The following is an 11277-nucleotide window of genomic DNA, read 5'->3' as shown; positions in this document are numbered from 1 at the left end:
GCGGCGACTGCCATGGCCGCATCCGGAGGATCACCTGTGTGCGCCGTGCCGCCGGGAATGCCCCGAGTGCCGTGCCCCCTCCCCCAAGGGCGGCACGTGCCTGGCATGTCAGGGAGTGTGCTGGTCGGGGCGGCGGAGCCGGCGTATCTCGTTGACGGCGATGGTGACCAGCCAGGACCGGAAGCTGTCGGGGTCGCGCAGACCGGGCAGCCCGTCGAGGGCGCGGATGAAGGTCTCCTGGACGACGTCGTCGACGTCGGCGTGCCGGTTCAGGGCGCGACCGACGATGTTGTAGACGAGCGGGAGGTACGCGGTGACCAGCTCGTCGCGGGCGCGCTGGTCACCGTCCCGTGCCGCGGTCACCAGCGCGCGATGGTGTGTGCTGTCTTCCCTGTCCACGTGCGTCCCAGTCCTCTCCGGTCATGGACCTGCCTCCCCCGACACCTGGGAGACCGCCCCAGGCCGGCGGGATAACAGGAACCTGCCGGATTCTTCTCGGCTGTGTTGAGGCCCAGTGGGGAAAGGTACGCGTGTTCGGGCAAGATCGGGCACAAGAGGGCGCACACGGAACGTGAGAAAGTGCTCACTCGCGCGGCTTCGCGCACAATCGTGCGGGCATATGCGCGAGGATGGTCACCGTGACTCACCCACCCGTTACTCGCTGTCGCCCCCGGCTGATCGCCACGGACCTTGACGGAACGTTGCTGCGCGACGACAAGTCGGTCTCCGCCCGTACCGTGGCCGCGCTCGCCGCCGCCGAGCGGGCGGGCGTCGAGGTCTTCTTCGTGACGGGCCGCCCGGCCCGCTGGATGCACGTCGTCAGCGACCACGTGCACGGCCACGGGCTGGCCATCTGCGCCAACGGCGCGGCCGTGGTGGACCTGCACTCCGGGCGGCGGATCGTCCAGGTCAGGGAGCTGCCGGTCGACGCCGCGAGGGAGGTGGTGGCGGCGCTGCGCGAGGCCGTCCCCGGCTCGACGTTCGCGGTGGAACGCACCGGCGGCATGCACTACGAGCCGCACTACTCCCCGCTGTTCGAGGACGACCCGGGCGCCTCGGTCGCACCGGTCGAGAAGCTGCTCTCCGAGGACTGCGGGCACGCGGCCGAACCGGTACTCAAATTGCTGGTGCGGCACGGCCGTTGGGAGCCGGACGCGTTCCTGGAGCTGGCCCGGGCGGCGGCCGGCCACCTCGCCGAGGTGACCAGGTCCAGCCCGTCGTCGCTGCTGGAGATCAGCGGCCTCGGCGTCAGCAAGGCCAGCACCCTGGCGCGGTGCTGCGCCGAGCGGGGCATCAACCCCGAGGAGGTGGTCGCGTTCGGTGACATGCCGAACGACCTGGAGATGCTGGACTGGGCCGGCGCCTCGTACGCCATGGCCAACGCGCACCCGGACGTCCTCGCCGCCACCACGGGGCGCACGTTGAGCAACAACGAGGACGGGGTCGCCACGGTCATCGAGGAACTGCTGGCCTCCTGACGGCGGCCGGTCGGCAACGGCATGGCCACGCTCCCGCTGTGGCGGCGCCCGCCCTACCCGGAGGCGGCACAGTAGCAGACCATTCTGTCGAGGCACCGACATACCGGACAGCGTAAGGCGGTTGCTTCGAGAGCACACTGGGGCACATTGACCGCTTTTGCGGGATGTGGCCCAACCAGAACCTCAGAACTTGCTCAAGCATGAGACCAAGGTCGCGCAACTCCCCTCACAGCGGCGTAGGCTCCCGTCCCGTTGGCCGTGTGCCTGACAAGACGGGCGCAGGTCGACCTCAAGTAGTCGGCTGAGACGAAACTGGGGGATACACAGATATGTCTTCACGTCCGATAGCGATGCGGCGCGTAACCAGCTTGGGGATGCTGGTCGCTCTCACGGTAGGCGGCACGACGGCGTCCGCCTTCGCACTTGGCGAGTATCACGACTGGAACAAGAAGAGCAGCCCGCTCGTAGCGAAAGGCTACGGCAGCCAGGGCTCCGCCTATGGCAAGTGGCGAATCTACAACGGAGCCAACGGCACCACATCCAAGGTCTACAGCTACTCGAAGCTGTCCAACGCCGACGATCACAAGGTGTACGTCAACCTTGAAACGATGGTGAACGCTGGTTACTGCGTCCAGCCGAAGTACACCAACTGTACTCAGAAGTACTGGGTACATGACGGGACCGAGACCAAGCACCACAGTAGCAGCAGCTATAAGTACTACAAGGCACACACGGGAGTGGCCGGACAGGCCGACTACGCACGTGGCCGTGTCCGGGCTCGTATCGATGTCCCGTGGCGCACCGACCCGGCGACCGGCTGGTCCTACACCAGCGGCTCTGAGTACTGAGTCGACAGAAGAGCTGGGCTGCCCGTCCGCCACACGGACGGGCAGCCCACCCGCGCGGAGAGAGAGCTTGAAGCTGCGATGAGCACTAACCGGCTGGTGTGCGAAGACGTGACGAAGGATCACGGAGGATCATTCACACTCGGACCACTCAACCTGGAGATCGCTCAGGGGGTTACCTGTCTTGTCGGCCCCAACGGAGCAGGCAAGTCAACGTTCTTCCGGCTGGCAGCCAGCGTCGACAAGCCCACCTCCGGCGCGCTCACCCTGCACGGCCCAGGCGGTCCTTCTCTTGGGTACCTACCGCAGGAGCCACAGCTACCCAAGGCTGCAACGTGCGAGGAATTCCTGCTCTACGTCGCGTGGCTACAGCGTATCCCGACGGCAGAGAGAGCCCGAGCCGTCTCTGTCGCGTTGGAGCGCACCGGACTCACTGAGCAACGCAAGCGGAAGATCAGGCAATTGTCCGGCGGCATGGCAAGGCGCCTGGGTATCGCTCACACGCTTGTCCACGATCCAGCGTTGCTGCTCTTGGACGAACCCACGGTCGGACTTGACCCCCGCCAACGGATCGCGCTCCGCGAGTCCATTTCGCACGTGTCCGCAGATCGTATCGTCATCGTCTCCACGCACTTGGTTGAAGATGTCCGCGGGCTGGCCGACAGGGTGGTGGTACTCAACGACGGAAGCGTCGCTTTTGACGGCGACATCCCATCCTTGGAAGAACTGGCTGCTCCGGATGCCCCCGGCGACACCGACCTGGAACGTTCGATCGCGACACTGATGGGAGACGCGGCATGAGAGTCCCTATCGCGTTCGCTCTGCGTACCCTCGTCGGCCCCTGGATCGCAGTACCGGCAGCTGTCCTCGAAGTCGCCAACTTCTTCCAGCGAGGCCTACCCTGGCGTGGCGAGGGACTGTGGACGGTCGATTGGTTCGCGATCGCGCTCTTCATCATCGGGCCTGTCTGCGCGGGCGCGGCGGCCGTTGACGCCTCCCGCCTCTCTCGTCCGGGAAACATCCACTTGGTACTGGCCACGCCACGGCCGACGTTGCCCTACCTGCGGGCTGCCGCCTGGTGCGCTGGTCCCGTAGTGGCGGTTCATCTGCTGGCGATCGTCACGGGAATGATCGTTGGCGGCGTAAGGCAACCATCGACAGGCTGGGGCTGGCTCGCAGCCGCGGCGTTGATCCAGTGCGCGGCGATCATCTGGTATGTCGCTCTGGGATCCGCGATCGGCCGTTTCGCTCCTCCCGCCGTTGCCGGTATCGCAGCGGCCGGCACAGGATTCGCCACGATCTACCTTCTGGGGGAGGGGGGCGGCCATGACCGTTTCGAGCTGCTCGCGCTTGGAGGCGCAACAGTCTCCCGCCTCGGCTACGTCTACAACGGCGGGTACCTCGTGGCACAACTGGGCGTGCTCGTGGTCACTGCGGCGTCCTTCCTACTGATTCCGCTGAGGCACCGTTCAGGCTTCGCCGTTCCCACAGCAGCCGGCTCCCTGCTCACCGCCGCCGCGCTGGGCGTAATCGCGGTTGCGCCGTTCCTCCTGCCCGCCTCACGCCTCGAGGCCAGCCCGGCACCGCCTCTACGGTGTTCCGGCACGAGTCCCGAGGTGTGCCTGTATAGCGAGCACGAGCGATTCGCCACATCGGTCAACGGGAAGATCAAGATCCTGGTGCGTGCTGCGGTCAAGGGTGGCTATCCCGAGCTGGTGCCCAAGCGGGTCGAGGAGATCAGTAGGACGTACCGTGTGACGGCACCCGAGACGGCAGGCATAGAGGTCGCCGACGACACCTACGTCTCGGGACGCATGTCACTGGAAGAGGTCGTGACCGAGCTGGTGCGTCCCCTCCACTGTTCTGAGTTGTACACAGGGGAACCGCCCACTGACGCCTACTGGGAACGCGAGATGTCACTCTACGCCACCTGGCTCAGATTGGCCGGAGTGAAGCTCGATCTGAATGACTTCCCGGTCCCCGTGAGGATTCTGACTCCGGAACAGGTGGCGGAAATCAAAAGCGATTACGCCCGTTGCGACCTGGCTGGCTGACGATGCCGAGCGGTGTTCGATCCTGGGCGGCCGTACACGCCTCGCGGCCCGCCGCGACGCTCATCGCGGTCGTGGCTCTCCTCTCCCTGTTGGGCGCTCAGCTGAGCGTCGCCGGTGTTGCCAACTTCCTCTTTGAGTCGCCTGTTTCGCTAATGCTCCTGCTGCCCGCACTCGCCGGCACCGCGGCGGCGACGGCATCCGACAACACTGCGAGGCTTCCGTTGCCGGACCCGGCGAGAGCCCGCGGGGCGCGCGCATGCTGGGTTCTGGCCTGGACGAGCCTTGCCGTCATCGCCGTCAACCTCGGCCAGGCCACAGGTGCAGCGGTGTCCTGGGAAGCTGTGGCGAGAAACGTAGTCATCCACACCGCGCTGGGTGTGCTCATGGTTCGGTTCGGACACCCCCACTTCGTCTGGGCTCCACCCATGGGGCTTACGCTGATCTGCATGCTGTTCGGCTACCCACCCTCCGAACCCGGCTACTACTGGTGGGCCGTCATTATGCGAGAACAGGTCACAGCAGCGCACTGGTCGACCGCGACAGCCCTCTTCGGTTTCGCCTTGCTTGCCTATGTCCTGGCACCCTCCGCACGGCAGAGAACGGGCCAGAGCGACTGAACGGTCACTACAAGTGGCGATAGCTCCACCACTCGAAGGAGAGCAGCATGCCAACGGCTGTCAACATCATGGTAGGGCTCGTTCTGGCCAATATCGTGCTTCTCCTGTTCGCCGTCGCCTTCGTACGTCTGAAGAAGCGCAGGCGCTGAAGGCCGCCGAGGAAAACACCGTGCCGCCGGACGGGGGCGCGCGTGGTCATCGAGGAACTGCTGGCCTCCTGACCGGCCGGCTGGCCGCCGGTCGCCGGTGACGACTGTCGGTGCCGGGCGGTACGGTTCGTGAGTGGGTGCGGGTCGGGACGAAGGCGCGGGCGGAGCGCGGCGCGGGCGGGCGGCGGTGTGGTCGACGCTGGCCGCGCTGGTCGCCGTGCTGCTCGGGCTGGGCCAGTCCGCGCACACCGCCGCACCGGCCGCCTGGGAGGTGGCCCGGTCGGCCGCCGTCACCGTCGGGTACGGGGCCGCCGACGGGCATGGTGACGGCACACACCGTGACGTCCCCGGTGGGGGCGTCGAGCAGGCCGCCGACGTCGCCTCGCCGGGCGCGACGCTGCCGCCGCTCCCCCGCGAGCCGCATCCGACCGGCGGCGTACTGCCCGCCGGGGCCGCCCCGCCGCGCCCGCCGGCCGTCGAGTGGCGGCAGCCCGAGCGCCCGGCGTCGGCGACGCCCGGTGGTCCCTCCGCGCTGCCCGACGACCGGGCGCCTCCGGTGACGCCCGGTCGCTGACCGGCGCACCGCCGCCCCCGGCCGCCAAGGCCGGGAGGCACCCCTGGCCGAGGCACGGCCGCCGTGGTACGGCCCCGGGGACCGGTGGGCCGGCGGCGGCGTACGGACCGTCCGTCGTCCTCGCCGCCCGCATCGCGCACACGCGCGCTCACACGCACACGCACCACTCACACGCACACACCGCATGCGACACGGGCCGACCGTCGTCGCCGTAGTGGTGGGTGCGAGTCCGGTCGTCGCCCGGGGTGACCGTCCCGGGTGAGGGCGGGTGTGGGTCGCGGTGCCGGGTCGGCACGCCCTTTGGAGGCAACCCGTCTTGACTCGTGCCACGGTGGCGCGAGCAGTCGTCGCACTGTGCGTCCTGCTCGTGTCCACGTTCATCGCTCTCAGCACCCCGCCCCGGCTCGGCCTCGACCTGCGCGGCGGTACCCGACTGGTCGTGGAGGCCAGGGACACCGCCGACGTGAAGGTCGACCGGGGTGTCACCGACCGCACGCTGGAGGTGCTGCGCAACCGCGTCGACGCGCTCGGCGTCGCCGAACCCGTCCTGACCCGCTCCGGCGAGAACCGCATCATCGTCGAGCTGCCGGACGTGCAGGATCCGCGTGAGGCGGCCGAAGTGCTCGGCCGTACCGCGCAGCTCACGTTCCACCCCGTACTCGGCCCGGCGGACGACGTTCCACAGGGCGAGAGTCCGCCCGGCGACAGCCCACGCGGCGGCAAGGTGCTCGAGGACGAGCAGGGCCGACCGCTTGAACTAGGGCGGGCGGCGCTCACCGGGGCCGAGGTCAAGGACGCCGAGGCCCTGCTGGACACGCAGGGCTCCGCCGGGTGGTTCGTCTCGCTGGACTTCCGGGGTTCCGGAAAGGGCTGGGCGAAGCTCACCGGGGAGGCGGCCTGCCATCCGCCGGGTGACGACCGCCGCCGGGTCGCCATCGTGCTGGACGACGAGGTGGTCTCGTCTCCCGGGGTCGACGCGGAGGTGCGCTGCGACGCCGGCATCACCGGCGGTGCCACTCGGATCACCGGCTCCTTCGACCAGCAGGAGGCGCGGCAGCTCGCGCTGCTGGTGAAGGGTGGGGCGCTGCCGGTGCCGGTGGAGGTCGTCGAGCAGCGGACGGTGGGGCCGACGCTGGGCGCGGCCGCCATCGACGCGAGTGCCCGGGCGGCGCTTCTCGGCACGCTGCTGACCGCGCTGTTCGTCGTCGCCGTGTACCGGTTCTTCGGCGCGCTCGCGGCGCTCGCGCTGGTCGCCTACGGGTTGATCTCGTACGCCGCGCTGGTCGGCCTCGGGGTGACGCTCACGCTGCCGGGTCTGGCCGGCTTTGTCCTCGCCATCGGTATGGCGGTGGACGCGAACGTGCTGGTCTTCGAGCGGGCCAGGGAGGAGTACCAGGCCGCGCCGCCGCGCCGCCGGAGTCTGCGTGCCGCGCTGGCGGCCGGTTTCCGCAACGCGCGCAGTGCCATCGCGGACTCCAACGTCACCACGCTGCTCGCGGCCGGGCTGCTGTTCTTCTTCGCCTCGGGGCCGGTGCGCGGCTTCGGTGTGACGCTGGCGGTCGGTGTGCTGGCCTCGATGGTCTCCGCGCTGGTCGTCGCGAGGGCGCTGGCCGAACTCTGCGCCGGCAGCCGGTTCCTGGCCGCCCGCCCCCGGCTCAACGGGGTGACGCTGACGGGTCGGCTCCGCGAGCGGCTGCTGCGCTGGTCGCCGGATCTGCTGCGGCACCCGCGGCGGCTGCTCGCGCTGTCCGCTCTTGTGGTGGTCGTCGCGGGCGCCGGTGTGGGGCTGCGCGGGCTGGAGCTGGGTGTGGAGTTCACCGGTGGTCGGCTGACGGAGTACAGCACCAGCCGCCCGGTGGACGTCGACACCGCGCGGCGGGCGTTGGCCGACGCCGGGTTCGCGAACGCCGAGGTCAACAGCAGCGGCGATGCCGACATCTCGGTCCGGGCGCCGAAGCTGACCGACGAGGAGGAGTCGCGGGTCCGGGCGGCGCTGGCCGAGGAGGGCGGTGAGGTCACCCGGGTCAGCGACGAGATGATCGGTCCCAGTCTGGGCTCGGAGTTGCGGAAGAACGCGCTGATCGCGCTCGGCGTCGCCGTCGCGGGCCAACTCCTGTATCTGGCGGTGCGTTTCCGCTGGAGCTTCGCGGCGGGGGCGGTCACCGCGATGGTCCATGACGTGGTGGTGCTGGTCGGCGTGTTCGCGTGGCTGGGCAAGCCGGTCGACGGCGTCTTCCTCGCCGCACTGCTCACCGTGATCGGCTACTCGGTGAACGACTCGGTGGTCGTCTTCGACCGGGTGCGGGAGCTGTGGGGCGCGGCCCGGCGCAAGCCCCTGGCGCCGCTGGCGAACACGGCGGTCCTGCAGACCATGCCGCGCACGATCAACACCGGTATGGGCGCGACGTTCATCCTGGCGGCGCTGGCGCTGCTCGGCGGCGACACGCTGGCGGACTTCGCGCTGGCCCTGCTGATCGGCATCACCGTCGGCAGCTACTCGTCGATCTTCACCGCCGTGCCGCTGGCGCTGCGGCTGGAGCAACGCCACGGCAGGCCGGCACCGGAGCCCCGCCGGCCCAAGCGCACCGCCCCCACCCTCGGCGGGCGCGCACCCGTCGACAACGGCGCCCGGGTGTAGCGGCGGAGGGCCGGGGCACGGAGCCCCGGCCCTCCGGGCGTGCTACCCGGGGCGTCAGAGGGCGGCGGCGAGGCGGTCGGCCAGGAGGCGGGTGAATCGGGTGGGGTCGGCCAGTTCGCCGCCCTCGGCCAACAGGGCCATGCCGTAGAGAAGTTCGGCGATCTCGCCGAGCGCGGGATCCGTGTCGTCCGCGGCGTGGCCGTCCTTGAGGCGGGTCACCAGCGGGTGGTCGGGGTTGAGTTCGAGGATGCGCTTGACGCGGGGCAGCTCCTGGCCCATCGCCCGGTACATCTTCTCCAGGTTCGGAGTGATGTCGTGGGCGTCTCCGACGACGCAGGCAGGGGAGGTGGTGAGGCGGCTGGAGAGCCGTACGTCCTTGACGTCCTCGCTGAGTGCGCCGCGCAGCCGGGCGAGCAGGGGTTCGAATTCCTCGGCCCGCTGCTTGTCCTCGGTGCGTTCCTTGTCCTCGGCGCCGCCGTCCAGGTCGACCTGGCCCTTGGCGATGGACTGGAGCGGGGTGCCGTCGAACTCGCGGATCTGGTCCACCCACACCTCGTCGACGGGGTCGGTGAGCAGCAGCACCTCGTAGCCCTTGGCGCGGAACGCCTCGATGTGCGGGCTGTTCTCCAGCCGGGCGCGCGACTCGCCGGTGAGGTAGTAGACGTGCTCCTGGCCGTCCTTCATCCGGGACACGTAGTCCCGCAGGCTGGTCTGCTCCTCGGGGTGGTGGGTGCTGGGGAAGGAGGCGAGGTCCAGCAGCGTCTCCCGGTTGTCGGTGTCGGAGAGCAGGCCCTCCTTCACGGCGGGGCCGAACTCCCGCCAGAAGGTGCGGTAGCGCTCGTTGTCCTTCTCCCGGAGCGCGGCCACGGTGGAGAGGATCTTCTTGACCAGCCTGCGGTGCATGAGCTGGATCTGGCGGTCCTGCTGCAGCGCCTCCCGGGAGACGTTGAGCGAGAGGTCCTGGGCGTCGACGACGCCCTTGACGAACCGCAGGTAGTTCGGGAGCAGCGAGGTGCAGTCGTCCATGATGAAGACGCGCCGCACGTACAGGTGCACGCCGCGGCGGCCGCCCTGCTGGTAGAGGTCCAGCGGCGCGTGGGAGGGGACGAACAGCACGGCCTGGTACTCGAAGGTGCCCTCGGCGCGCGTGTGGATGGTCTCCAGCGGGTCCGACCAGTCGTGGCTGACGTGCTTGTAGAACTCCTTGTACTCGTCCTCGGAGATCTCGCTCTGGGGGCGGGCCCAGAGCGCCTTCATGGAGTTGAGCGTTTCGACGGTCCGCTCGCCGGAGGTGTTCTCGCCGTCCGTCGCGGGGCGTTCCACCGTCGTCCGGACCGGCCAGGGGATGAAGTCCGAGTGCTTGCGGACGATCTGCCGCAGCCGGTGGACGTCGGTGTAGTCGTAGAGGTGGTCCTCGGTGTCCGTGGGCTTGAGGTGCAGGGTGACCGAGGTGCCCTGCGGCGCCTCGTCGAGGGCCTCCAGCTCGTAGGTGCCCTCGCCGGTGGACTCCCAGCGGGTGCCCTCGCGCTCACCGGCCCGCCGGGTCACCAGGGTGACCCTGTCGGCGACCATGAAGCTGGAGTAGAAGCCGACGCCGAAGCTGCCGATGAGGTCGGCGGAGGCGGCGGCGTCCTTGTTCGCGTTCGCCTCCTTCAGCTTGCGGACGAACTCCGCCGTGCCGGACTTGGCGATGGTGCCGATCAGCCCCTTCACCTCCTCGCGCGACATGCCGATGCCGTTGTCCCGCACGGTCAGCGTGCGGGCCTCGGGGTCGGTCTCCAGCGTGATGTGCGGGTCCGCGGTGTCCGCGTCGAGGTCGCCGTCCCGCAGCGACTCCAGGCGGAGCTTGTCCAGCGCGTCGGACGCGTTGGAGATCAACTCGCGTAGGAAGACGTCCTTGTTGGAGTAGATCGAGTGCACCACCAGTTGCAGAAGCTGGCGGGACTCGGCCTGGAACTCGTGCGTCTCGACCTTGCCGCTCACAGCAGTCCTCCCCGGGGAGCACGTCCTCGCGTCAGCGGAGGACAGACGTCGGCGAAAGGCGGCACCGCCGCCTCCCCGTCCGGCGGACCGCCCGGGGACGCACTCCACCACGCCCCCGTCACCACTGATCTTGCCCCGTGGACGGATCGCCGCGCCACCCGCGTGGCACGGCGGCCGTGCTGTCGGAACACGTCAGGCGGTCAGCAGGACGTCGGCGGTCCGCTCGGTGTCCAGCATGGCGCGGAAGGGGCCGTCGGCCGCGACGAGTTCCGTGTGGCTGCCGCGCTGGACCACACGTCCGGCGTCGAGCACCAGGATCTCGTCGACGGCTTCCAGGCCGGCCAGTCGGTGGGTGATGAGGATCGTCGCACGCCCCTCGGTGGCGGCGAGGAGGTCGGCGGTGAGCGCGTCGGCGGTCGCCAGGTCGAGGTGTTCGGCGGGCTCGTCCAGCACCAGGACGGGGAAGTCGGCGAGCAACGCCCTTGCCAGGGCGAGGCGTTGTCGCTGGCCGCCGGAGAGCCGGGCGCCGTGTTCGCCGACCGCGGTGTCCAGGCCGCCGGGGAGGCTGTCCACCCAGGTCAGGAGGCGGGCCTTGGCCAGCGCGCGGCGGAGGACGTCGTCGGTGGCGGTGGCGGGGTCGGGCAGGGCCAGGCGCAGGTTCTCCCGGAGGGTGCTGTCGAAGAGGTGGGCGTCCTGGGCGCAGAGGCCGACGTGGCGGCGTACCGCGTCGGAGTCCAGCGCGGTGGCCCGCGTCCCGCCGAGCCGGTAGTCGCCGGACTCCGGGTCGAGGAAGCGGAGCAGGGCGTGGGCGAGGCTGGTCTTGCCGGCGCCGGATCGGCCGACGACGGCCACCCGACGGCCCTCGGTGAGGGTGAGGTCGAGGTCGAGGAGGGCGGGCCGGTCGGCCTCCGGGTGGCGGACGGTCAGCTTGTCCAGGAC

Annotated in this window: 9 protein-coding genes and 1 pseudogene; 7 read left to right on the top strand and 3 right to left on the bottom strand. The window is 69.7% G+C overall.

Translation table 11 applies throughout. The features are described from left to right. Positions 1-120: 120 nt before the first annotated feature. A pseudogene (locus FNX44_RS17255) lies at positions 121-399 on the bottom strand (RNA polymerase sigma factor); the annotation flags it as partial. Positions 400-629: 230 nt separating this feature from the next. On the opposite strand from FNX44_RS17255, the gene FNX44_RS17250 reads away from it, so the two are divergent. From FNX44_RS17250 to secD, 7 genes are all read left to right on the top strand, one after another. Next, a complete protein-coding gene (locus FNX44_RS17250) occupies positions 630-1478 on the top strand; it encodes an HAD family hydrolase (protein ID WP_143649163.1) in 849 nt (282 codons plus the stop codon). Between the two features lie 374 nt (positions 1479-1852). After that, positions 1853-2326 (top strand): hypothetical protein, encoded by a 474-nt coding sequence (locus FNX44_RS17245; protein WP_143649162.1) that lies wholly within the window; start codon positions 1853-1855, stop codon positions 2324-2326. 78 nt (positions 2327-2404) lie between these two features. Beyond that, entirely contained in the window at positions 2405-3124 is a 720-nt protein-coding gene (locus FNX44_RS17240) for an ATP-binding cassette domain-containing protein (protein WP_143649161.1), read from the top strand. Further along, on the top strand, positions 3121-4377 hold the full coding sequence (locus FNX44_RS17235; protein WP_143649160.1) for a hypothetical protein: 1257 nt from the start codon (positions 3121-3123) through the stop codon (positions 4375-4377). The genes FNX44_RS17240 and FNX44_RS17235 overlap by 4 nt, the downstream gene beginning before the upstream one ends. A 71-nt stretch (positions 4378-4448) precedes the next feature. Continuing rightward, the gene (locus FNX44_RS17230; protein ID WP_143649159.1) at positions 4449-4994 is read left to right on the top strand and encodes a hypothetical protein; all 546 of its coding nucleotides are present in this window, start codon (positions 4449-4451) and stop codon (positions 4992-4994) included. Between the two features lie 282 nt (positions 4995-5276). After that, complete coding sequence (locus FNX44_RS17225; RefSeq protein WP_143649158.1) at positions 5277-5717, top strand: hypothetical protein; 441 nt, start codon at positions 5277-5279, stop codon at positions 5715-5717. Positions 5718-6033: 316 nt separating this feature from the next. Beyond that, positions 6034-8355, top strand: coding sequence for a protein translocase subunit SecD (secD, locus tag FNX44_RS17220; protein ID WP_143649157.1), 2322 nt, complete (start codon positions 6034-6036; stop codon positions 8353-8355). A gap of 54 nt (positions 8356-8409) precedes the next feature. On the opposite strand, the gene htpG is transcribed toward secD, so the two are convergent. Next, positions 8410-10338, bottom strand: a complete 1929-nt coding sequence (gene htpG / locus FNX44_RS17215) for a molecular chaperone HtpG (RefSeq protein WP_143649156.1) — start codon at positions 10336-10338, stop codon at positions 8410-8412. Between the two features lie 192 nt (positions 10339-10530). Next, a partial coding sequence (locus FNX44_RS17210) for an ATP-binding cassette domain-containing protein (protein WP_143649155.1) occupies positions 10531-11277 on the bottom strand: 747 nt, incomplete at its 5' end.

This window comes from Streptomyces alkaliterrae (assembly GCF_007097205.2).
GTDB classification, from domain to species: Bacteria; Actinomycetota; Actinomycetes; order Streptomycetales; family Streptomycetaceae; genus Streptomyces; species Streptomyces alkaliterrae.
Note: the sequence above shows the minus strand (reverse complement) of the source record. Positions and strands in the feature narration are given on the sequence as shown.